General features: G+C 53.4%; 18 protein-coding genes and 1 tRNA gene. 2 read left to right on the top strand and 17 right to left on the bottom strand.

Annotated elements, in window-relative coordinates:
• Positions 1–2 precede the first annotated feature (2 nt).
• The 5 genes from QU660_RS04180 to QU660_RS04160 form a co-directional block, all read right to left on the bottom strand.
• Entirely contained in the window at positions 3–347 is a 345-nt protein-coding gene (locus tag QU660_RS04180; RefSeq protein WP_304947063.1) for an anti-sigma factor family protein, read from the bottom strand.
• A gap of 60 nt (positions 348–407) precedes the next feature.
• On the bottom strand, positions 408–629 hold the full coding sequence (locus tag QU660_RS04175) for a hypothetical protein (protein ID WP_304947062.1): 222 nt from the start codon (positions 627–629) through the stop codon (positions 408–410).
• Positions 630–761: 132 nt separating this feature from the next.
• Positions 762–2,243 (bottom strand): UDP-glucose--hexose-1-phosphate uridylyltransferase, encoded by a 1,482-nt coding sequence (gene galT / locus QU660_RS04170; protein WP_304947061.1) that lies wholly within the window; start codon positions 2,241–2,243, stop codon positions 762–764.
• Positions 2,244–2,544: 301 nt separating this feature from the next.
• Entirely contained in the window at positions 2,545–3,381 is an 837-nt protein-coding gene (locus tag QU660_RS04165) for a hypothetical protein (protein WP_304947060.1), read from the bottom strand.
• Positions 3,382–3,546: 165 nt separating this feature from the next.
• Positions 3,547–3,629 (bottom strand) — tRNA-Leu (locus tag QU660_RS04160).
• Between the two features lie 129 nt (positions 3,630–3,758).
• Between QU660_RS04160 and QU660_RS04155 the strand changes: the two genes are divergently transcribed.
• Both QU660_RS04155 and QU660_RS04150 read left to right on the top strand, forming a co-directional pair.
• Positions 3,759–4,013, top strand: coding sequence for a type II toxin-antitoxin system HicA family toxin (locus QU660_RS04155; protein ID WP_304947059.1), 255 nt, complete (start codon positions 3,759–3,761; stop codon positions 4,011–4,013).
• On the top strand, positions 4,010–4,357 hold the full coding sequence (locus tag QU660_RS04150) for a type II toxin-antitoxin system HicB family antitoxin (protein WP_009531896.1): 348 nt from the start codon (positions 4,010–4,012) through the stop codon (positions 4,355–4,357). Before QU660_RS04155 ends, QU660_RS04150 begins: the two co-directional genes overlap by 4 nt.
• 92 nt (positions 4,358–4,449) lie before the next feature.
• Here the strand turns inward: QU660_RS04150 and QU660_RS04145 are convergent, their stop codons facing one another.
• The 12 genes from QU660_RS04145 to QU660_RS04090 all read right to left on the bottom strand — a co-directional run bounded on the left by QU660_RS04145 (position 4,450) and on the right by QU660_RS04090 (position 21,302).
• Positions 4,450–5,208 (bottom strand): EFR1 family ferrodoxin, encoded by a 759-nt coding sequence (locus tag QU660_RS04145; protein ID WP_304947058.1) that lies wholly within the window; start codon positions 5,206–5,208, stop codon positions 4,450–4,452.
• A gap of 7 nt (positions 5,209–5,215) precedes the next feature.
• Positions 5,216–6,853 carry an NAD(P)H-dependent oxidoreductase gene (locus QU660_RS04140; RefSeq protein WP_304947057.1) on the bottom strand — a complete coding sequence of 546 codons (1,638 nt, stop codon included), beginning with the start codon at positions 6,851–6,853 and terminating at the stop codon, positions 5,216–5,218.
• Complete coding sequence (locus tag QU660_RS04135; protein WP_304947056.1) at positions 6,834–7,394, bottom strand: PadR family transcriptional regulator; 561 nt, start codon at positions 7,392–7,394, stop codon at positions 6,834–6,836. Before QU660_RS04135 ends, QU660_RS04140 begins: the two co-directional genes overlap by 20 nt.
• Before the next feature lie 140 nt (positions 7,395–7,534).
• On the bottom strand, positions 7,535–7,963 hold the full coding sequence (locus tag QU660_RS04130; RefSeq protein ID WP_304947055.1) for an EamA family transporter: 429 nt from the start codon (positions 7,961–7,963) through the stop codon (positions 7,535–7,537).
• A 522-nt stretch (positions 7,964–8,485) separates the two neighbouring features.
• Entirely contained in the window at positions 8,486–9,133 is a 648-nt protein-coding gene (locus tag QU660_RS04125; protein ID WP_304947054.1) for a hypothetical protein, read from the bottom strand.
• Positions 9,134–9,214: 81 nt separating this feature from the next.
• Positions 9,215–9,577, bottom strand: a complete 363-nt coding sequence (locus QU660_RS04120) for a hypothetical protein (protein WP_304947053.1) — start codon at positions 9,575–9,577, stop codon at positions 9,215–9,217.
• 59 nt (positions 9,578–9,636) lie between these two features.
• The gene (locus QU660_RS04115) at positions 9,637–11,178 is read right to left on the bottom strand and encodes a Y-family DNA polymerase (RefSeq protein ID WP_304947052.1); all 1,542 of its coding nucleotides are present in this window, start codon (positions 11,176–11,178) and stop codon (positions 9,637–9,639) included.
• Positions 11,179–11,563: 385 nt separating this feature from the next.
• Entirely contained in the window at positions 11,564–15,106 is a 3,543-nt protein-coding gene (gene nifJ / locus QU660_RS04110; protein WP_304947051.1) for a pyruvate:ferredoxin (flavodoxin) oxidoreductase, read from the bottom strand.
• A 139-nt stretch (positions 15,107–15,245) separates the two neighbouring features.
• Positions 15,246–16,991: a VanW family protein gene (locus QU660_RS04105; protein WP_304947050.1), complete on the bottom strand. Its 1,746-nt coding sequence runs from the start codon at positions 16,989–16,991 to the stop codon at positions 15,246–15,248.
• A 520-nt stretch (positions 16,992–17,511) separates the two neighbouring features.
• Positions 17,512–19,242: a DUF6693 family protein gene (locus tag QU660_RS04100; RefSeq protein ID WP_304947049.1), complete on the bottom strand. Its 1,731-nt coding sequence runs from the start codon at positions 19,240–19,242 to the stop codon at positions 17,512–17,514.
• Positions 19,243–19,268: 26 nt separating this feature from the next.
• On the bottom strand, positions 19,269–19,664 hold the full coding sequence (locus QU660_RS04095; RefSeq protein WP_304947048.1) for a DUF2752 domain-containing protein: 396 nt from the start codon (positions 19,662–19,664) through the stop codon (positions 19,269–19,271).
• A gap of 105 nt (positions 19,665–19,769) precedes the next feature.
• Complete coding sequence (locus QU660_RS04090) at positions 19,770–21,302, bottom strand: hypothetical protein (protein WP_304947047.1); 1,533 nt, start codon at positions 21,300–21,302, stop codon at positions 19,770–19,772.
• Positions 21,303–21,339: the final 37 nt, after the last annotated feature.

Genomic DNA, 21,339 nt, shown 5'->3' with positions numbered 1-21,339 from the left:
TCTCAAGCCACACTCCAGTAAAGAATGCGGAACATTAAAAGTCCCGCGACCGCAACTCCGGCGCCGGTCAGCGCATCCATCACATAGCGTATCTTTCTCCGCAATCGCGCACGCCGCAATCGCAAAAAAGCATGGCGAAGTTCGCGCTCCATCGCGCGTTTTCCGTCAAAATCATCGCTGTCCGTGTCCAGTACACGTAGCCCCTCCAACAAAAAGAAGTTGGTCTCCAGTTCTCGGCGGCATACACTGCAACAGCGAATGTGCTCTAAGAACTCTGCCGTCTCATCCTCTGTGAGTTCGCGCTGTATAAAATGTGACATCTTACGTTCCGCTTCTCTGCAGTCCATTCCGCCTCCTCTCTTTCGGCCCATTTTAGCACAATCCGCCGAAAAAGGGCAGGAATCCGTTCACGCAGCATCCCGAAATACCGTCTCAATATCACCGGAAAGCGCCGCTCGACGCTTTGTCCGTTTGCCCTTTCTAAGTTCTTCTGCGCTTGTTTTGGCTTTTGCATGCGTCTTTAAGCTCTGGCCCGATAAACTGCTTTCAGATAACTCCGCGTGTGGAGCGGTAGCCTCGGCACGTCGGCTTTTTGCTTCGCTCGACTGTTTTCTTCGAAACAAAATCACGGCTTGCTGCCTCCGTGAAAAGAGCTGCCTGCTTCTTCTCTCGGAAAGACAACAAACCGCGCTTCTGTTTGGCGCAATACGCTTTTGCCTGCCGGTATAAAATTTAGAAGCCTTCACGTCTTCGGATAGCGCTCAGACCGCCGCCAAAAAGCGAAGGAAAGCTTCTTTACCTGCTTGGTCTCTTTTAAAGACACCTGCATCCTCAAGCACTTCGGCAAAGACAAGACCTGTCTCCTTCTGCACGATTTCCAAGGCATTTTCCGCTGTGATTTCATACTTCTCGCGGAAAGCTTCCGCCCAGTCGGCGTGCTTTTCGGTCAGTTCGTTCGTTCGGAGATCCGTACCACTGACCAGTGCATCCGCAACGGCCGAGAGTTCGGTCTTAAGCCGCGCCGGCAGCACCGCAAGTCCCATGACCTCGATGAGGCCGATGTTCTCTTTTTTGATGTGATGCAATTTTGCGTGCGGATGGTAGAGCCCCAGCGGATGCTCTTCCGTGGTCAAGTTGTTCCGGAGCACCAAGTCCAACTCATACTTGCCATCCCGCATTCTCGCAATCGGCGTGACGGTATTGTGCGGCACGCCCTCGGTCTCGGCGAAAATAACAGCGTCCGCATCCGTATAAGCACGCCATGCGTTCAGGATGCGATCTGCGAGCGCAATGAGGCGTCCGCGCTCCTTTGCCGCGATGCGCACCACCGACATCGGCCAGTTCACAATGCCCGCACTCACATCTTCAAAGCCCGGGAACGTGAATTCCGTCTCAATCGGCGCCCGCTCCATGGCAAAGCTGTAGTGACCGCCCTGGAAGTGATCGTGCGCGAGGATGGAGCCTCCCACAATCGGGAGATCCGCATTCGAACCCACAAAGTAATGCGGGAACTGATGTACGAAGTCCAGAAGCTTCGCAAAGGTGTCGCGGTCTATCTTCATCGGCGTATGCGCACTGTTAAAGCAGATGCAGTGCTCGTTGTAATAAACATAGGGCGAATACTGTAAGAACCAAGGCTTTTCGTTGATTGTAATCGGAACAATGCGGAGATTCTGCCGCGCGGGATGATTCACGCGCCCCGCATAGCCCTCATTCTCCGCACAGAGAAGACAGCGCGGGTAATTTGAGGCAGGAAGATTTCTTGCCGCCGCAATGTCCTTCGGATCCTTTTCAGGTTTGGAGAGGTTGATGCTGATATCCATCTCCCCGTATGCCGTGTCCACCTTCCAGCGAAGGTCCTTCGCGCAGCGCTCGCGGCGAATGTAGTTCGTGTTCTGAGCGAACGCATAATACCAATCCGTTGCCGCCTTCGGACTCTCCGCATACAGCGTTTCAAAACGCGAAATAACCTCGGCCGGACGCGGCGTCAAACGCCCCATGAGTTCCGTGTCAAAGAGATCCCGATAGGTCACCGTGTTCTCGGGAATAAGCCCCTTCTCGTAGGAATAATCACAGAGAATGTCCAGAGTCTCCGCGAGCCCGGCGTTCTCATTCAGTTCAAGCTCCGGCAGCGCATCCGCCTTTAATACATCGAGAAGGGTATTGAGCGCCCAAGTTCGCTCACAGTCCGCTATCAAGCCGGTGTTTACCGCATAATTTACCAAATGTACGACTGCATTCATATTCTTTTCTCCCGCTCCCTTCGGAGGTAAATCTGTCATAATTTTACGCCCGAATCCACCCTCTTTCAAGCGCGCCGGGGCACTTCTTCCCGCCTGCGGAAGCAGGCTCGAAAGCATCGAAATAATCTGATTTTTCCGAAACATTCGCGCAGTTGTCATATTCTTGTTCCGACGCAAAATCTCGCATGAAATCGGCTTTTTCTTACAACTTGGTTCATGTATTCCCACGATGTTATCCAAAATAGGTTATCAAAAAAGGACGGGGCGAGAAACGCCCCATCCTCATTTTGAAGCTGTCTATTTACTTGGTCACCATATCATACTTGAATACCACGACAGAGCCGTACTCCGCAGGCAGTGAAAGCGAGAAATAAATCTCACCGTTCTTCACATAGCTAAAGCTCTCCGGCCACTTGAGCTTGCCGTCTTCGCCCTTCTTGAGCGGAAAATCGGAAGCTTCGAGCTTCTCTGCGATACTCTTCTGCAATGCATCCTTTCCGTTCGCCTGAATCCAAGCCTTGTAAGCATTGACCTCACTTTCTCCCGCGTTCGCAAGCTCAAACGCATCGCTGAGCGCATAGTTTGCCATGCTGTCCGCATCCACCGCGTCTCGAAGGCCGAGATCTTTCAGGCTTCTCACCGCAACGGTGTTGCTGTAGAAGAGCTGTACCGGTGCCGTGTCCCCGCTTCTCTGCATTTCGCCGCGGTAAGTCACAACCACGCGGTCCGCATCCGCCGAAATAACCTCCGCCGTCACCGTGAGTTTATCCTTCGTCGGGTCGGTAAGAAGGGCCTCAATCGGAGAGAGCGCATTCTCCTTTAAGTGCGTATTCAGTTTTTCTTGCTGCGCGCTGTCCGTGAGACCGCTGACCACCGGATAGCCGATGGAAATATTGTCCTTCTGATAGCTTTCCGTTTTGGCCGAAATCAGCGCTCGCTTCTCTGCCGCCTGACTGCCCGCCGCGGTACTGCTCTCTGCGCTGCCGGAGCTTGCAGCCACGCTCGCCGCCGTCTCTGCCGCACGGTTCTCCGCCGAAGTCTCAACAACCTTGGAGGACGACTTCTTTCCGCAGCCCGTCGCCAAAAGCGCTGCCATAAGCGCAGCCGCACACACCATTCCGATTTTTTTCTTATGCATTGTCCACCTCCGCTGTGTGTTTCCGTGTTCCCCGTAAGTATAGGCGGGAAGTTCCGCGCCGTCAACCGAACCGCATCCCCGCCCGCATGTTGCGCAAATGAACGCGCAAGCAAAAATAAAAACCGGCTGTTCTCCCCCTCTTGGGACAACAACCGGTATTCTGCCTGCCGACAGTGGGACTTGAACCCACACGCCCTTGCGAGCAACAGATTTTGAGTCTGCATCGTCTGCCATTCCGACATGTCGGCTTACCGGCAGAGTATAGCATTTCAGAGGCGGCAATTCAAGGGCTTTTTACCTGCCTTCGAGTATGCAACTAAAAATAGTTGCATGGGGCAGCGCTATCGTCTATACTTTCAATGACGGAGGTAAATCCGATGGGACAAAAAGAGAAACTGATTCAGCGCCTTAAGTCTAATCCAAAGGACTTTACTTTTGATGAAGCTGAATCACTACTGAAATACTTTGACTATGCGTGCTCAAATAAAGGCAAAACAAGCGGTTCCCGTATTATCTTTTCCAGCAAGGAACACGGAAGCATCTTGCTTCACAAACCACATCCCGGAAACGAGCTGAAAAGTTATCAGGTGAAACAGCTCATTACACTGCTGACAGAGGAGGGGCTTATATGAATAATACCATTCAGTATAAAGGATATGTAGGTAGCGTCGAGTTTTCAGAGGAAGACGGTATTTTTTTCGGTAAAGTCATGGGAATTCGTTCTCTTATCTCGTATGAGGGCGAATCTGCCAAGGAACTTTTGAATGATTTTCATGATGCCGTTGATACCTATCTGGAACATTGCAAGGAAGAAGGAAAGAAACCTGAACTTGCTTTTAAAGGCAGTTTTAATATTCGACTCTCCCCTGCGCTTCATAAAAAACTCTTTCTTTATGCAACCGCACACCAGATGTCTATCAATCAGTATATCGAAGACACCTTAGAGGCCTCTCCTGCCTCGAAACTCGTGATTTGAAAGGAATCCTGTTAAAGCGTAAGTTTACAATACATTGCCCTACGTTTATATCCCCGACGATAATGATATACATAGGAGCGATGTAAGGCACATCACTCATACTTTTCGTAACGGCATTGCTCGATCACCCGCTTTCCGAGCAAGGTAATTGCCTTTTTCGGACATAGACTGATGCAACGGTAACACATGGTACACCGATTCCCGGAAACGGCCCGCTTGCTTTGCATTCGGATATTTCCCATGGGACAGACCTCACTGCACACGCCGCAACCGATGCATGCACTGCTTATTTTCAGCTGATCTGTGTATCCCGCCGTCTTTCGATAAAACCATAGTCTCTGCCCAAACAACCCCTTGAAGTGCGCTATCATCGATAAACCTTCGCGCGGATATTTTCCCTTCCGTATTCGTTCCGCTGCAAGCACAATACGCGCATTTGCCTCTCGGACAATCCGTCTGTTCTCTTCCGTACTCTTTTTTAGGAGCCTGCTGTCACAAACGGAATCCGGCATTTTGATTTGCAGACCGCCGAGAACGGTCGCGCCGTACTTCTTCAGAAGTCTCGCGGTACATCCGGTTCCGTCACCGCTGAACAGTCCCATGGTATTGAGTATAAAAATCGCTTTCCCGTTCCACAGTGAGCGGTGTTTGTCAATAAAATCACGCATCATAAACGGTGCATTGGAAAATTGGGTCGGATACCCCAAAACAAGGCTGTCATGCTTGGCGATTACATTCTCAACCCCGGTATATTCAATCGGAAAACACTGCGCCGAAGCGTCGAGCAAAGAAATCAGCGTTTCGACGCAGTGCTTCGTGTTTCCGGTTCCGCTGAAATAGATTCCTATCATAGTTGTCTCACTTCCCCGCCGCAACTCTTGCGGGGTACCAGTTTTGGAACCAAGCCGTAAAGAGTCCCATGAGAATCGGTATCGCCTGCACCACAATGCTGAGCACCAAAGCCGGGACTTTACCGCTCAGATAATAGCTGACAATCGCAATCACGATATAGACCACTCCCCAGGCAGCCGCAAGAATGTAATTGGTTCGCATAAAGATGGGATTTTGAAGCGCATCCCTTCCGTAGCGGTACTTTACATAGGCTGCGCAGAGCGGTTCTTTTGTAAAACAAAAACCGAGCCACAAACACCCGAAAGCCAAATAACCTGCGCACACCGCTTGTAGGCCGTTTCCCGTGGCAGCGGCATAGATGGCAAGCCCTGCCACCACCGCAAACGAGAGTCTGTCGTAGCGGCATAATTCATAGCGCTCCGTGATAAGCGGAAGAAACGAACATACACCGAGGGTGATGAGCGCTCCTATCCTCGGCTCTACCGATACGGCAACCCAGAGCGCAATCCAGGCGAGCAGCATATTCTGCATGCTCGGTGGCTTTTTTTTCGTTGTAAGTTTCACAACCGGCCGTGTGTTTTCTGCCTGCTCCTCCGTGCCGAAATAGCGGTCCCAGTTCATCATAAGTGAAAAATCACCGCTCACGGTATACAGGTGTTTCGCGAGCGCCTCATCGCCCCGCATCTCTCCTCTGGAAAGAGCAAGCCAGACCGAAAAGGGGGTGTCGATGCGGGTGGTGGCACGTAGACTTTCGTCCGTCAGTACCTCTGCGCCGTCCTTTCCGAGCTTAATCTGATAGGTTTTTCCGAGATCCGTATAACAGATCTCGAGCACCCGCTCCCGTCCGTCAAAGCGGTCCCTGTTGTAGAGCGCCGCCATCTGCCTGGTAAAGATGAGGCTCTCTTCTTCCTTTTCACCGCTGTCTTTCGAAATCCCCCAGCTCGCATCCGCCATTTTTTCAAAGATTTCTCTCGGATACAGCAGAGCTTTGAGCTTCATCTCGGTTTCCTCTCGGATAGCGCCTGCCGCATATTCTTTTCCTGCCTGCCGCACCGCAGCGAGATAGGCATCAGTTCTTGCGGAGAGTTCTTTTACGCGGAACAATTCGCCCTGCCCGCAGAAGATGCTCGTGTACTTCTCCTGTCCCAGCACATGGTCAAACATCCGCGTTACACTGTCGTAATTACCCTCAGCCGAATAAAAGCCGCAGGTCGAAATGAGCACATGTCTAATCCCGCTTCTGTCATAGCGGGAGGGATGCCCGCCGCTCCCGTTTCCGTCTCTGCTCTCGGACATAAACGGCAGGCTCATGGGCAGCTGGCGGTCAATCAGAGTTTTGAGCGGCCCCGGCACACTGTAGTAATAAAGCGGAAAACTCCAGATGACCAGATTTGCGGAGAGCAGCCCCTCAATCACGGTCTGCATATCGTCTTCCATGCAGCAAGTTCCGGGCGTCTGCTTCCAGCAGGCAAAGCAGCCCTTGCAGGGCGCAATCCGAAGCGTGCTCAGATGCAGCTCTTCGACCTCGACCTCCCTCTTTCGTTCGCTCTCATGTTCGCGTATGCCATCGAGAAAGCTGTGTGCGAGACGGAGCGAGTTACTCTTAGCGCCCTTGGGACTTCCGTTAATCAGCAGTATCTTCATGCTTTAAACCCTCCAATTCGCGTATGCACTCCTCGCACCAGGCGCGCACCATCTCCTCATACATAACGCCGAAGCGAATCGTAAACTTCCAGAACAGTGCTTTTTCAGGCAGGTTCAGCATATCCCGATATTGGTCGCTGACCGCCTCCGCCTCCCCGCTCTCTTTCGTAAAGAGACATTCCTGTTCCGGCAGGGACTTAAAATAAGCGATGTTCTCATCCAAATCGCATTCGCCACGAAAAAAGGTTTTCATGAGCATGGCATTGCGGACCAGACTCCTGTTCGTATCCTCCCGAAGCCAGCGAAGCAGCTCTTCTCGTCCCGCTGCGGTGATCGATAAGACATTTTTATCCGGTTTTCCCGCCTGCTCCACATGCACCGCCGCAATCCACCCGTTCTTTTCGAGGCCTTGCAGTTCCCGGTAAATCTGACTCGTCTGCGCAACCCAGAAGTGGCTCAGAGAATCCCGGAATACGGTCATAATTTGATAGCCCGTCATGTCTCCGTAGCTCAACAGCCCCAGAATTCCGTGCTTTAACATCGATTTTCTCCTCTTATATAATTCCACTTGTTGAATATCTTAACCACAGTCTAGTTCCACTTGTAGAATATGTCAAGAGTCAAAAATTGCGCCGACCGCCCGGCACCTCCCGGGAAATCGGCGCAAGAAATCTATTTTCCTCAACCCTTGTTAATCAAAAGTAACCCCAGTCCGCAGACCAGGATGCCGGCGAGCTGTTTGATGCTGATGTGCTCCCGGTAGACCAGAAAGCCGATTACCAGCAGCGCGAGGGCGAGACACATACTCGATGTCAGCGCACCGTTGCTCACCTTCCAGCCGGAGCGGTACAGAAACACATACCCGACCTCAATTCCCACAATCGACAGTCCCAAGACATACGAAGTCCAGTTCGCCTTGCCGAGTTCCGGAAGCAGGGCGTTCGGTTTGACGCTCGCAAGAAACAGAGCCGCCGATACTACCCCGGCAGCAAGATAGGTGATGGTGAGCGCACCGAAGGTATTCGCGCCCTCCGGCATCGATTTCGTGCAAATGTTGTAAAAACAGTTCGATCCCACAATCAAGAGCAAAGGCCAAAGCATCTCCCACATCTTACTTCCTCCGAAGATTATCTCTTTCTAAGACTTCCTGTCAGATACACAGGTAAACACTATGCGCAAGCAAGTTTGACAGCTGTTTTTTGGACTAAAAAAGAACGGTTCCGCAATGCGTGACCGTTCTTTCCTATGGCGTGAGACGAAAACGTGTCACTCATGTAACCGTTCCTTATCAAAGTTAAGTCCAAACCGCTTTCGTTTGTACTTTTTATGACAGCTATCTGTGTTGCGTATCCGGGGCATCTACTGCGCAGAAAGCTCCGACTCCCTGTTTTCATTATAGTTTCCGCCTATGGACAAATCAAGCGCTATGCGTAGCGAAAGTGAAATTTTCTAACGCAAAATCAAACAAAATTTGTCTGCGTCAATTCCCGGGAATCTGCCTGAAACGCAGCGACTCGTCTCGATTCAATCTCCGTGTGCGCATATGCGTCTCGCACAAGCGGAATGCGCGGTGCCTCCGCTTCCGTCACCGCATACAGTATTTCAAGAAGAAAATTGCAGTATTGCAGTATTTTATCGCTTTTTATCCTTCATGAGCTCGGACAGTACACCAAACGGCGTGAGCAGCAACGCAGCCAGAATGATCGTTCCCAGCCCTATTTCCCCTCTCTTTTGCCGGTTTTTCTCTTGCCTCTTTTTAATCTCGGTTCCGAGACACTCGAGATAACACTCCTCATCGCTCGGGGGGATGGGCTCACGCGGCAACAACGACTCCCGCTCGGGATGAAGCATTACAATTCGTTCCTTCAGTTCCTGCGCTGTCGTCCTCCAGCTGTCTAGCCAGAGGAAGGGATTGTAGCCGGCAGCTTTCACACAATCAAAGCAGACATAGTGATGCCCTTTGACCATAACTTTATTGAATTGAACTTTCCGACCGCAAATGGCGCAGTACGGAATCATTCCCCACCAGTCCCGAATATGCTTGACCTCTGTCTGCGACCCGCTTGGAACTTCGGGCTCGCGAAGCAAAAACGGCTCGCGCTCGGGATGAAACTTTAAAATTCGTTCTCTCAGTTCCGGCACTGTCGTTCTCAAATTGCCGAGCCAGAGGAAGGGATTGTAGCCTGCCGCCTTCACACAATCATAACAGACGTACTTAAACCCCCTGACCAGTGCCTTTTTTAAGATAACTTTCTGACCGCAAATCGCACATGTCGCCATCTTTGCTCCTCCTGTCTCCGCGTTTCGAAGAGCCGCATGCACCGCCCTGTTTATCTACTCTACTCCCAAAAGTCGCTTGAATCAAGCAATGTCATCGTTTAAACCGGGACTTTCCACCGCTACGATATCCTCAATCGGTATCTCGCTCCCGTCCGTAAGGTATATGCATCTCGGAAAGTCCGTTATCTTCTTGATTCGCCCGCTTACCGTCACATAAGCACCGCCCGCCTTGCACGCATCCGGCACAAAATACAGGAGACTCAGTTCCGGCTGCTCCTGCTGCCGCTTGATCAGCACAGCAAGCCGCTCTCCGAGGCGCTCTGCCTCCTGCGGATCAAGTTCAATCCTGTCTTCGGTGAGTCTTGCGGTCTCCGAGACTGCGGCATCGTAACCGGTGAGCGCCGCAAAGGGAAGGAATTGCGCCGCTCTGTCTTCTATCGGCATGGGCCTATGCTTCTTTGACTCCGGCCGAGCGAAATGCAAGATATCATCGTACGCCCCGCTCACGCCCTGTGTCCTCCGATCTGCTCATTTCTGTCCTTTCCGGTCGCACCGTCCAGGAGACTGCGCCCCTTTAGCAGCGCATTCTTTCCGAACTTTTTCTTGATTGCGAGGGTCGCCTCCTGTAATTTCCGCTCGCGCTCCCGCCGCGCTGTCTCCTCTGCCTGCTTTGCCTCCTCCGCCGCGTAGTCGGTGAAGAGACTGAGCTGTGCATAGCCCTCGAAACGTTTCCCTGCCTCTCTCTCCGTAATCACATGGCTTGCGCTGAGTGCCAGTCTGCGAACCGTAAGCGCGGGATTTACAATGCGGTCAAAGAGTGCGGAAAACACCGCGACCAGCTCCCGCGCCGAAGAGCTGTAGTGCGGCAAGCCTTCGCTCCCGTGCGCATGCTTCGGAAGCTGCCGTCCGTAGTAGTCCGTGACAATCTCGCCGCGATAGTGTTTGCGGCGCTCGGGGTCACTTAGGTTCTCAAGATCGTAGCCGACTGTCAAAACCACTTGGTCGGTCACAAGTTCTTTTTCCACGAGTTGAAGCGCAAGAGCATCCGCCATCTCGAGCATCACGATTTTTGCCTTTTCGGCTTCATAGGGCGTTTGTAACACCTGCCCTTCTCCGAGGCTCTTGCTCGCCGGACGGTAGGCCTTTACATCCGCAATGCCGCAGGGCTCATAGCCCCAGGCATGGTCGATTAAGAGCTCTGCATTCTTTCCGAAAAGACGATAGAGTAAGTCCTCATCTTGCAGAGAACAGCGCGCCACATCTCCCATCGTATAGATCCCGTAGGCTTCGAGTTTCCGCGTATACCCGCGCCCGACTCGCCAGAAGTCCGTGAGCGGTCGGTGGGACCAGAGTTCCCTGCGGTAACGCAGCTCATCCAGCGCCGCAATGCGAACGCCGTTTTCATCCGCAGGACTGTGCTTTGCCCTGATATCCATAGCAACCTTTGCGAGATAGAGGTTCGTCCCGATTCCCGCTGTCGCTGTGATGCCGGTGCTTTCAAGAACATCCAGCATCATCTTTTTCGCAAGTTCCTTCGCCGTAAGGCGATAGGTTTTTAGATAGGCCGTCACATCCAGAAAGACCTCGTCGATCGAGTAGACGATGATGTCCTCCGGGGCGACGTACTTCATATAGATTGCATAAATATTCGTGCTATAGGCCATGTAGTGCGCCATGCGGGGCTTTGCAATCAAAAAGTCCGCGGCAAGCGCGGGATTCTCCTTTAGCTCAGATGCGAAATGGGAACTGCCGGAAAAATCCCTGCCTCTCAGCTCCCTGCGGCGCAAGGCGTTTACTTCTTTTAGCCTCTGTTTTACCTCAAACAAACGGGCACGTCCCGGAACACCGAAGCTTTTGAGAGAGGGCGATGCAGCGAGGCATATGGTCTTATCGGTACGGCTTTCATCCGCAACCACAAGATTGGTATCCATCGGGTCAAGTCCCAATTCCCGGCATTCTACCGAGGCGTAAAACGACTTTAAATCAATTGCGATGTAAGTACGCGCTTCCGTGACACTCCCCTCCTCTCCGCTTCCTGACTCCATTATACGCGAAAAAGTGGAAGCGCGCACGCAGAATCAGAACAAATGTTTTGTATCATGCAAAGCCAGCCCGATATAAATCCATTACAAGCTTCATGACCTTTTCCTCCAAACATACTGTTTCAAGGAAGATGTAAGTAGAGAAAAGCCTTGTATATCAAGGGTTTGAAGTGCATTTTACCAACTCTTTTTGTCCCCCCCTTCATCTTGTTTCAAAGAAGATAAAAACCCCACAAGGCTAGATTCTACATGCGCTGTCGGGTTTTCTACCAACTCTTTTTGTCCATAACTCTCTTACAGACTTTTTAATACCATCACGCAAAAAAGAGGCGGACTTTCGTCCGCCTCTTTCGTAGGGTCGCATACAGCTTGCGCTGTCTTCTGTGATTTACTCGGTCTTGCTGTCGTCGTAGAGCGTGACCAGCTTCTTCAGGTACTCGTAGCGAGCCATTGCATCCTGCTCGTTCTGCGTGAAGAGCTTCTCTGCTCTCTCCGGGTTCTTCAGCATAAGGGAGTTATAACGAACCTCGCCCATGAGGAACTCTCTGTACTCGCCTTCCTTCGGCGGCTTGGAGTCGAGCGTAAACTTCTTCTCGGCAGCCGGGTTGAAGCGGAAGTTGTTCCAGTAACCGGACTCAACCGCAAGCTTCTCCTCGGTCATAGCCTTGTTCATGCCCTTCTTGATGCCGTGGTTGATACAGGGCGAGTAAGCAAGGATCAGGGACGGACCCGGATAAGCCTCTGCCTCGGCGATTGCCTTGAGTGCCTGGTTCATATCCGCACCCATGCTGATCTGCGCGACATAGACATAACCGTAGGTCATCGCGATGCCTGCGAGATCCTTCTTCTTGGTCTCCTTACCGCCTGCCGCGAACTGTGCGATTGCACCGGTCTTGGTGGACTTGGAGGACTGACCGCCGGTGTTCGAATACACCTCGGTATCGAAGACGAGGATATTGATATCCTTGCCGGAAGCGAGGACGTGGTCCACACCGCCGAAGCCGATATCGTAAGCCCAGCCGTCGCCACCGAAGATCCACTGGCTCTTCTTGTTGAGGAAGTCCTTCTGCTTCAGGATTTCCTTCGCGAGCTCGCTGCCATCCTTCTCAAGGGCCTCGACCAGCGCATCCGTTGCCGCGCCGTTCGTCGCACCGACAGAGTAGGTGTCAAGCCAAGCCTGGCAAGCCTTCTTGGTCTCATCGTGATCTGCGGTCTCGTTGAGCTCCTCAACCTTGCTCTTCAGACCGTCGCGAATTGCGCGGTTTGCAAGCAGCATACCGTAACCGAACTCAGCATTGTCCTCGAAGAGGGAGTTGTCCCAAGCCGGACCCTGGCCCTTCTCGTTCGTCGTGTAAGGCGTGGACGGCGAGCTGTTGCCCCAAATCGAGGAGCAGCCGGTTGCGTTCGAAATGTACATTCTGTCGCCGAAGAGCTGGGTGACAAGCTTTGCGTACGGCGTCTCACCGCAGCCTGCGCAAGCGCCCGAGAACTCAAGGAGCGGCTTCTTGAACTGAGAGCCCTTGACGGTGCTCGTCTTGAACTTGTCGATAACTTCCTGCTTCTCCGGAAGCTTGACCGCATAGTCAAAGAACGCCTGCTTGTCTGCATTCTCCGCGAGCGGCTGCATGACGAGCGTCTGGTTCTTCACATTGCCCGGGCAAACATTTGCGCAGCTGCCGCAGCCCGTGCAGTCGAGGACGGAGACGTTGATTGCGAACTTGTAGCCCGGCATCATCTTGAGATCCGTCATCTTCATGCCTTCCGGCGCATTCTTCGCCTCTTCCTCGGTCATTGCAACCGGGCGAATCGCTGCGTGCGGGCAGACATAGGAACACTGTGTACACTGGACGCAGGTGTCCGGATTCCAAACCGGAACATTGACCGCGATGCCGCGCTTCTCGTATGCAGCGGTGCCGTTCGGCGTGGTGCCGTCCATGTAATCCATAAATGCGGAAACCGGGAGCTTGTTGCCCTCCTGCGCGTTAACCGCAGACTGAATCGTGTTGACGAACTTCTGAACCGACTCCGGTCCGTGCGTTGCGCGCGTGAACTCGAGGCCCTCGTCCTGAGCGTCCTTCCAGCTCTCCGGAATCTCAACCTTGTGAGCGCCCGAAACGCCTGCATCGATTGCATTCCAGTTCTTCTTGACGACATCCTCACCCTTGCGGCCGTAGGTCTTCTGCGCAGCATCCTTCATGAGGCTGATAGCCTTCTCCTCCGGGATGATGCCGGTCAGCTTGAAGAATGCGGACTGAAGGATGGTGTTGATACGGGTCGGGCCCATGCCGGTCTCGATACCGATCTTCACACCGTCAATGGTGTAGAGCTTAATCTTGTGGTCGTAGATGTACTTCTTGACCTGGCCCGGCAGATGCTCCTCAAGCTCCGCATCGCTCCAAGCGCAGTTCAGCAGGAAGGTACCGCCGTCCACAAGTTCCTGAACCATGTTGTACTTGCGAATGTAAGCCGGGTTGTGGCAAGCCACAAAGTCAGCCTGGTGAATGAGGTAGGTCGACTTAATCGGCTTGTGACCGAAGCGGAGGTGAGACATCGTGACACCGCCGGACTTCTTCGAGTCATAATCAAAGTATGCCTGTGCATACATGTCGGTGTTGTCACCGATAATCTTGATGGAGTTCTTGTTTGCACCGACGGTACCGTCTGCGCCGAGACCCCAGAACTTGCAGTTCGTCGTGCCTTCCGGCGTTGTGACGAGGTCTGCACCGGTCTCAAGGGAGAGGTGGGTCACATCGTCCACAATGCCGACGGTGAAGCGCTTCTTCTCCGTGTTCTCGAACACAGCGACAATGTCCTTCGGCGTCGTGTCCTTGGAACCGAGACCGTAGCGGCCCGTAAAGATCGGAACATTTGCAAACTCGGTGTCGCGAAGTGCAGCGACCACATCGAGATAGAGCGGCTCACCGATGGAGCCTGCCTCCTTGGTTCTGTCGAGCACTTCGATGCGCTTCACGGACTTCGGAAGAGCCTCGACCAGTGCCTTCGCGCTGAACGGACGATACAGGCGAACCTTCACAAGACCGACCTTCTTGCCCTGCTTCAGCAAGTGATCGACGGTCTCCTCGATCGTGTCGTTGACGGAACCCATCGCGACAATAACGACTTCCGCATCCTCTGCGCCGTAGTAGTTGAAAAGCTTATAATCCGTGCCGAGCTTTGCGTTGACCTTGTCCATGTAGTCCTGCACGATCTCCGGCAGTCTGTCATAGTACTGGTTTCTCGACTCGTTGATCTGGAAGAAGACGTCCGGGTTCTGTGCCTGGCCCTTCTCCTCCGCGTGATTCGGGTTCAGCGCCTTATCGCGGAACGCCTGAATTGCGTCGAAATCAGCCATATCCTTCAGATCCTCGTAATCCCAGATCTGAATCTTCTGAATCTCGTGAGAGGTACGGAAACCGTCAAAGAAGTTGATGAACGGAATCTTACCCTTGATTGCGGAAAGATGTGCCACCGGCGTCAAGTCCATGACTTCCTGCACGGAAGATTCGCAGAGCATTGCACAGCCGGTCTGTCGACATGCGTAGACATCCGAGTGATCGCCGAAAATGCTGAGTGCGTGGGTTGCAATCGCACGTGCGGAGACGTTGATGACACCCGGAAGCATCTCACCCGCAATCTTATAGAGGTTCGGGATCATGAGAAGCAGACCCTGAGACGCCGTATAGGTCGTGGTCAGAGCGCCTGCGACGAGGGAACCGTGCACAGCACCTGCCGCACCTGCCTCAGACTGCATCTCCGTAATCTGAACCGTGTGACCGAAGATGTTCTTAAGTCCCTGTGTTGCCCACTCATCCGTGTGCTCTGCCATCGGAGAAGACGGGGTGATCGGATAGATAGCCGCGACATCGGTGAACGCATAAGACGCGTGCGCCGCCGCCTGGTTACCATCCATGGTTTTCCATTTTCTTGCCATGTGATACCTCCCAAGTGATATCGGAATCCGAGGGCGCTTGTCCTCAGAGTTTTAAAGCGTCTGATAATATTATAACAGGCAGCTGCACCAAAAAACAACGTGCAACTGCCTGTTTCGTGTATCTTATTGGGTACATCTCTCAGTTCTCGGGAGCCGCGGAAACCGTCTCTTCCGCCATGGTCGGACCGTCATGCAGGTTGACGCCCGGCCCCTTTTCAACCGTGGTTTCCGTCGCTGAGGATTTGCTCTCGCCGCTCTTGGAACTCTTGGTGCTTGCTGTGGTCTCGCTGCTCTTAGAGCTCTTCGACTCGACCTTCGCTGCCGCGCTCTCCGCCGCCTTACCCGGGTTGACCGCCTCGGTCGGCGAAACGGTAGCCTGTCCCGCAGCTGTCTCGGTGTTCTCGGTAATGGTCATCGCGTTTGCCGCCTGCGTCGCGGTCACAACACCGCTCGTGTTGCGGGCAATCTTCTTCGAATGTCCCTTGTAGCTCGAATTATGGAAGAATTCATCCGAGGTGACCTCGCCGTTCTTCTTGGTCACAATGTTTGTAACCCAACGGCTGCCGATGCTGCCGTCCGCAATCTTCTTCTCAACCCCCGGCTTCAAGGTCGTGTCCTCGACATATTCCACGCCGCCGTTATCCATTTCCTCTAATTTCTTTGAAACCATGGAGATGGTGACGCCCTCATCCAAAACCGGGATACCGACCAGCGAAACCGTGACCGTCTTTGCCTTGGGGTCAAACTTCGCGCGTACCGCCATCGAATACTTGGTCGTGTTGACAAACTTCATATCCGGGCCGTCGTAGCCGTCGTAGCTGACCGCCGCATCCTCGCCCGGCGTCACATAGGTCGGTGCAAAGGTATGCGCATGGCGCTCGGTCGGCATGATGCCCGCCTTCACAACCGTGTTGTACAGCGTGGTCGAAACCTGGCAGACACCGCCGCCCGGCTCCAACACAACCTTGCCGTTCTGATAAGCACCGGCAGGCTTGTAGCCGCGCTCCAAGGTGCGGTTACCTGTCGTGTGATTAAACGAGAACTCCTCGCCGACCTTTAAAATCTTACCGTCAAGTGCTTCGCAGGCAAGCTTAAGGTTGTTGTTGCGATCCGCGTTGTCGGTCGCGGTCGTCGTGAAACTCGCAATCACCTTGTACTTTTCCTTCGCCTCTGCCGCCGTCATGGCAGGCGCGGTTGTCTCGGCCTTGAGCGGCAGTACCGCATCGTAACGCTGATTGTTCATAGCGGCCTTAATGGCATCCGCCATGGCTGTTTCATCCACCTTGCGCCCTTCGACAGCGTCGCTGTACTCAAAGACATTGGTCGTCTTGTCGAAGCTTTTGATTTCCGAACTCTTCGCGCTTCTGTTCCATTTCTTGGCAATTGCCTCTGCCTCGGTCACAATCTCCGCATCCAGTCCTTCGGCATCCAGATAAAAGCGCCGCTCATTCTCATTCGAAGCGGTCTCGCCGTAAATCTCCGCAAGGAGTTTTTCCAGTCTCAGTTTGAGTAAATCCGAGACCGCATACGTCTCGCCCGAAATCTCCGCTGCCGTTGTCTCTGCGCTCGTAACCGCCGCAGTTGCGGTGCCTACCGCTGCCGTGCTTTCCGCGCTTGTGCTCTCGACAGTCTCGGCCGGTGCATTTTCCGCGACACGAAGATTCCAGCGATACTTCGCGAGCACGGCTTCTCTCGCCGCCTCCTTTGTCATCCCCGAAATGTCAATGTCATTGATAAAACAACTGCCCTTTAACTTTTCGGCAAGTTCCGTTTCGCTTGCCGCAGTAGTCTGATTATGCTTTCCGCCTCTCGCCTGCACCATGCGGGAGATGCCGAAAACCGAAAGCGAAACGGCAAGTACCGCTCCCGCCGCTCCGATGATCATTTTTTGCCGCCGCTCGCGCAATCTCCGCTGCCGCTGTCTGTAAAAGTGACTACCCTTATCGCCTCTCACGCTCATTGTCCGCTCTTCTCTATCTTCCGTTAAGAAATAAATGTTGGTCCGCTTCTTGCGAGGAGTATCCTGTACCCCAACCGCAATATTAAGGAAAGTATAACATAGTCTGCGCGAAAAAAAAGGGCTGTTCCTGTTACGAGACATTACAAATTCGTTAGGTCATTTTGAACTTTCTGTTCTGTTTGCACAAAGGGCTGCCGCTCCCCCGTCATTCTCACCCTGTCCCGTACAGAATTATCTCTTTTTTCCCCAAGTGTTGCGAAATTCTTGCGCGTTAGACACAACATTTTGCCAACCGGGCACGCCTTCCGCATCGGGACACAGCGATTTCCGCGCCTATGCTTCTTTGTGTTTGCCCCGCGGCATTTTCCCGACACTGTCCGCAAAAAGGGAGCATGGTCAAACCATGCTCCCTTCGCTGCGTAACAAACGCAACATTTCGATATTTTTAATTCATCTCCTCAAGGCTTAAGTGAGATATCGCCCAACGGCGCAGACGTACATAGCCCCAGGAATAATAGAGACCGCAGGTCACGATGCTCAGCAGAAGCACTATAATATACTGACCGAAGAGCTCCGCACCGCTTCCTTCAAACCGGAGGCGCTTTCCGGAAATGCGGACATTCGGTGCATACCACTTGTTAAAGCTGCAGACCACCCACGGAAGCGCGATGCCGCAGGTCAGACCCGACGCCAGTCCCATGACCAAATTGTAACCGATCCACTCAAACATATTGCCTTCAAACCCGGAATTCGGGAACACATCCGTGTTGTTCGGATCGCTCACTTCATCCGCAAAAGTCGTGTGGCTAAGAACCCACTGTTCCAGTTTGAGACCCATCACAAAGCTGTAAAGACCGCAGGTTACGATGGTGAGCAGGAACCAAATAATCCACTTGCCGAAGAGCTGTATACCCGTGCCGTTAAACGCCAACCGTCTTCCGTTGTAAACCGTGTGTCTGCGATCCCAGCCGATTCTATAGCAGATGACCCAGGGGCTCGCCAAGCCGATTGTGACCAGGCAAATCAAAGCGCCGACCAAATTGATGATGAAAAGTTCCAGTCCGCTTCCGTCAAATACGGACTTGTTCGGATCGAGTATCTCCTCGGTAACAGCTTTGCCGCTTGTCCCTTCGCGCTTCATTTCCGCCGCAAACTGTTCCGTCTTTTCCCGCGGATTTTCGGCAAAGCTCTTGAAAGCCGCAAAGTCCTCACTCGGCTGAATCTCCGATGCGATTCCGGTGCCGCGCAAAAAGACGCGGGACAGTGCATCGAGCGCAAAGAGAGCCAATGCAATACCGAGGAGGGTAAAGAAGAAGTTTCCCTTCCCGAACAAGCGCAACAGGGAAGCAATCAGCGCCAGCACATTGGCGCCGAGGCACACTGCCATGCCGGTGGTCTGGTTTTCTTTCTTCCCGTAGAGCTGCACGCTTGCCACAACGCCTGCCAACGAAAGCAGGAAGAACAGGAACTTGCTGACATTATATATGATTCCGAGCATACCGGACAGGCCGTACGCTACGCCGTCGAGCGGCAAAATATGTGCAAAAACGGTATAGGAGACGCCGCGCAAAAAGACAAGGATATATGCAATCACTGTAAAGGCAAAAACCGCGAGCGGTGCAAACGCCGCCAGGCGCTCCATATTTCCGGGGGTCCACTGCTGCTTCAGCGCCTCTCCCTGTCGCGCTGCTTCCTCGGCGGTTTCACGCGCCGCGCGCGCAGTGCTGTCCGCTGCCCGATTCGCCTCCCGACCTGCCTGTTCCGCTTTTTCTTTGGCGTACTTCGCGGTGTCCTCGCTTGCGCGGCGCGCCTCCTCGGCAGCCTTTGCCGCAGCTTCCCGCGCACGTGCCGCGGCTTCTTCGGCTTCGCGCTGAATGCGGCTCGAGTCGCTTTCCGCATCTGCCGCGCTGTCACCCGCAGATTCGTTCTGAGTTGCGCTGTCGCTTCCCGCTGCGGAATCGGACGCAGTTTCGCTTGTGCCCGCGGTACTCGTGCCTGCGGTACTTGTGCCCGCGGTATCCGTTACGCTGTCGCTCGCAGCCGCGGTATCCGCCGCCGCGTTCTCCGCGCTCTGCTTTGCTTCGCCTTCCGCCGCAGCAAAGTCGACTCTCTGTCCGCAGTTCTCGCAGAATTTTGCCCCGGGTACTATCTTGTTGCCGCAATTCGGACAAAACATCTTTTTCTCCCTCCCCAAATCTACTGTCACAACAGGTTTCTGAGCAGCCAGAATAACAGAACGACCACCCAAAGGACTCCGAGAAATACAATCTCCCATTTTCGGAAGTCCGTGCGCGCGGTTCGGATGTATACCTCCGCCCGGTAAGCCCCATAGAGAAGCAGCAGAGGCACCACGCTTAAGCTCAGCGGGTTTTCTCGAAAAGCAATCTTCGGCTGACCGTGAATCAGCGCCATCGCGGCGTGCGTCATGCCGCAGCCGGGACAGCGGTAACCGGTCACCAGCCGAAACACGCAGGGAATCCCAAGACCCGTACACTGTATGAACAGCGCGTAGGCTAGTCCCAACAAAACAATACGGGCAGTGAGACTTCCCACTGCCCGTCGACGTTCTTCCGTCCCCTGAACCTCAGCAGCTTTCATTCCGACCTCCGACTTTGCGCATATAACTTGGTTAGTATACGCGAAAACAGTGCGAAACAAAAGAAGTTTCAAGAAACTGTAAGCAAAAATCAATCTTTGTAAGATTTATCCCGCATAGCGCATGCCGGAGAACACATCGATATCCCGGTACTGTTCCTCAACCATCCAGACAGATCCCTCTTCCCAGTCATTCTCCGGATAGTTCTTGATGTGTACGCGAACCTCTCTGCCGTCCTCCAGGCGGAAGTCTACGTAACTCTTGTTATCTCCCGCATAGAAGAAGTAATTGCTGTCCGCCGGGACTTCCGTCTTTTCTCCGGTCTCCTTGCCGTCTTTGACCAGCGAAAGCGTGAGCGCCTGTTTGGAGTGAAGCACAGTTACGCCGGTAAAGTAATGGCGCTCACCGATTGCTTCCGGTACCCCGTCACTGCCGATTTTTACCGGATAAAATGTATACAACGTACTTAAGGTGTCGGACGGAACCGATAACGCGAGTGCATCGGGATTGACCGCATTTTGCAAATCAAAGCCCATACCAAGCTCCCGATCTTCCGGCAGCTTGCTCGCCTTCCCGGTTTCAAGATTCACAGGGAGCAGATAGGAAAAGTCCGAATAATCTCCCTGGAACTCTGGGTAGAGAAACGTATTCGAATCCTTCTTCACATACAGCAAACTGATGAGGCCGCCCGCCATCTCCGGCTTTTCAACGTTGAATCGCTTGTCATCAACAGTCACGGTAAAGCTTCCGCCCTCGGTCTCCGGTGCGTCAACTTGAACCACTTTGCCGTCGATGTAGCTCTTTGCCGTGGTCATAAGCTGCGCCGCATACTCCGCGGGGCGCAATTTCACACCGTCCGCAAACAAGTCCGGATAGCGCTCATAGGAAATGACGATGCGCTGATAGTCCACATAGTTCCCGTCGCTCTGCGCGATAAATAAATCCAAGCCCTCGTTGCCCAAAGCCCAGACAATCGCATCTTTTTCCAGGGCCTCCTTTGTGATTGCGGAGAGATCGCTCTTAGCGTTCTCCTTCAAAACCTCATCCACCGCATCCTGAAGCCGACTCATATCCTTGACGACCTGCGAAAGCGTAAGCACCTCACCGGTACGACTGTCATAGCTATACCCTTCCGCATCCGTCGTAAAGCTGTTTACACCGCGAACAAAGCTGAAGAAATTGCTATCGCTCCGACAAATCGTCACATCGCCCGCATATTGATAGTTGTAATCTTGTTCCGTTTTATTCTGATGCGCTGCCGCAAATTGCTTGAGCGCGGTAAGCTGACTCTCTTCGTAAGCCTGCATGGCCTTATGAAGTCCCTCGGAGGCCGCATCGGGAAGCCTTGGGACCTCGGTCCAATCCGGATAGCTGTGATGCTTCTCCTCAATCCCCATGCCGTTCGGCTCGAGGTTCACGATTTCCCGCCCGGAGTTTCGAACCAGCAACGAGACTGCAAGCTGCTCCGGCGTCTCAAGCTTTGCCTCGCCCGCCTGCTTGGTCTCCTCCGCCTGCGTTGATTCCCGAGCCGCAACGCTCTCCGTTGTCTCAGGCGTTTTCGTTTTCTTCTCGCCGCACGCAGCCGTGCCGAGTGCCAACAAAGCGCAGGTCAAAACCAATGCAGAACGTGTCTTTTTCATGTTTCCGCCCTCCCCAAAAGCGTTATCGTTTCGTCTT

The sequence above is a fragment of the Stomatobaculum sp. F0698 genome (genome assembly GCF_030644385.1).
Taxonomy (GTDB): Bacteria; Bacillota; Clostridia; order Lachnospirales; family Lachnospiraceae; genus Moryella.
Note: the sequence above shows the minus strand (reverse complement) of the source record. Positions and strands in the feature narration are given on the sequence as shown.

Excerpts from the sequence above, each read along its gene's own strand:
- QU660_RS04180 (WP_304947063.1), bottom strand. The coding sequence starts at position 347 with ATGGACTGCAGAGAAGCGGAACGTAAGATGTCACATTTTATACAGCGC.
- galT (WP_304947061.1), bottom strand. The coding sequence starts at position 2,243 with ATGAATGCAGTCGTACATTTGGTAAATTATGCGGTAAACACCGGCTTG.
- QU660_RS04165 (WP_304947060.1), bottom strand. The coding sequence starts at position 3,381 with ATGCATAAGAAAAAAATCGGAATGGTGTGTGCGGCTGCGCTTATGGCA.
- QU660_RS04155 (WP_304947059.1), top strand. The coding sequence starts at position 3,759 with ATGGGACAAAAAGAGAAACTGATTCAGCGCCTTAAGTCTAATCCAAAG.
- QU660_RS04150 (WP_009531896.1), top strand. The coding sequence starts at position 4,010 with ATGAATAATACCATTCAGTATAAAGGATATGTAGGTAGCGTCGAGTTT.
- QU660_RS04145 (WP_304947058.1), bottom strand. The coding sequence starts at position 5,208 with ATGATAGGAATCTATTTCAGCGGAACCGGAAACACGAAGCACTGCGTC.
- QU660_RS04140 (WP_304947057.1), bottom strand. The coding sequence starts at position 6,853 with ATGAAGATACTGCTGATTAACGGAAGTCCCAAGGGCGCTAAGAGTAAC.
- QU660_RS04135 (WP_304947056.1), bottom strand. The coding sequence starts at position 7,394 with ATGTTAAAGCACGGAATTCTGGGGCTGTTGAGCTACGGAGACATGACG.
- QU660_RS04130 (WP_304947055.1), bottom strand. The coding sequence starts at position 7,963 with ATGTGGGAGATGCTTTGGCCTTTGCTCTTGATTGTGGGATCGAACTGT.
- QU660_RS04125 (WP_304947054.1), bottom strand. The coding sequence starts at position 9,133 with ATGGCGACATGTGCGATTTGCGGTCAGAAAGTTATCTTAAAAAAGGCA.
- QU660_RS04120 (WP_304947053.1), bottom strand. The coding sequence starts at position 9,577 with ATGCCGATAGAAGACAGAGCGGCGCAATTCCTTCCCTTTGCGGCGCTC.
- QU660_RS04115 (WP_304947052.1), bottom strand. The coding sequence starts at position 11,178 with ATGGAGTCAGGAAGCGGAGAGGAGGGGAGTGTCACGGAAGCGCGTACT.
- nifJ (WP_304947051.1), bottom strand. The coding sequence starts at position 15,106 with ATGGCAAGAAAATGGAAAACCATGGATGGTAACCAGGCGGCGGCGCAC.
- QU660_RS04105 (WP_304947050.1), bottom strand. The coding sequence starts at position 16,991 with ATGATCATCGGAGCGGCGGGAGCGGTACTTGCCGTTTCGCTTTCGGTT.
- QU660_RS04100 (WP_304947049.1), bottom strand. The coding sequence starts at position 19,242 with ATGTTTTGTCCGAATTGCGGCAACAAGATAGTACCCGGGGCAAAATTC.
- QU660_RS04095 (WP_304947048.1), bottom strand. The coding sequence starts at position 19,664 with ATGAAAGCTGCTGAGGTTCAGGGGACGGAAGAACGTCGACGGGCAGTG.
- QU660_RS04090 (WP_304947047.1), bottom strand. The coding sequence starts at position 21,302 with ATGAAAAAGACACGTTCTGCATTGGTTTTGACCTGCGCTTTGTTGGCA.